1 pseudogene is annotated in these 659 nt (G+C 69.7%); it reads left to right on the plus strand.

Going from position 1 to position 659, the window contains the following annotated elements:
* Positions 1-484, plus strand: a pseudogene (locus tag AAH991_RS40190) (hypothetical protein); the annotation flags it as partial.
* Between the last annotated feature and the right edge of the window lie 175 nt (positions 485-659).

The following is a 659-nucleotide window of genomic DNA, read 5'->3' on the forward strand; positions in this document are numbered from 1 at the left end:
AGCCACCGGCCCGCAGGGGCCCGCCGGTCCGCAGGGTCCCCAGGGCGCCAAGGGAGACAAGGGCGAGACCGGCCCGCAGGGTCCCGCCGGCCCGGCAGGTCCGCGTGGACCGGAGGGCCCGAAGGGCGACCCGGGCATCGGCGGCATCACCTACAAGCACGTCGACTTCGACTTCCCGCTCCTCAAGACCGGCTCGGTGGACCTCAGCTGTGACGGCGGCTACGCCACGGGTGGGGGCTTCACCGGCACGAAGGTCTCCGGTGAGATCACCACCAGTGGTCCGATCATCACCGGCGGCAAGCCCACCGGCTGGCGGGTCGGAGGCATCAACGCCAAGGGCACCGCGTACGTGATCTGCGCGAGTGTCGGCGGTGGCGGCAACGCCGCGCGCAGCGGTGGTTCCCAGTCCGGCGAGGACGAGAAGGCCGAGGACAAGGCGCCGGCCCTTCAGTCGAGGACTCCCAGCCCCACCAGCAGCAGCTGAAGGCGATGAGAGGTGGTGGGGTCCGTGGGGGCTCCACCGCGCTCGCGTCCCGGCCCGGTTTCTTGACCGCTCGGACTCACCGGTAGCGAAGTTGCGCATACGTGATGTTTGGCGCGACAACCGGCATAACGCCTGGCGCGTGTATCACATGCACAACTTGCGTTTTCTGCGCACT

The organism is Microbispora sp. ZYX-F-249, assembly GCF_039649665.1.
Lineage (GTDB): Bacteria > Actinomycetota > Actinomycetes > Streptosporangiales > Streptosporangiaceae > Microbispora > Microbispora maris.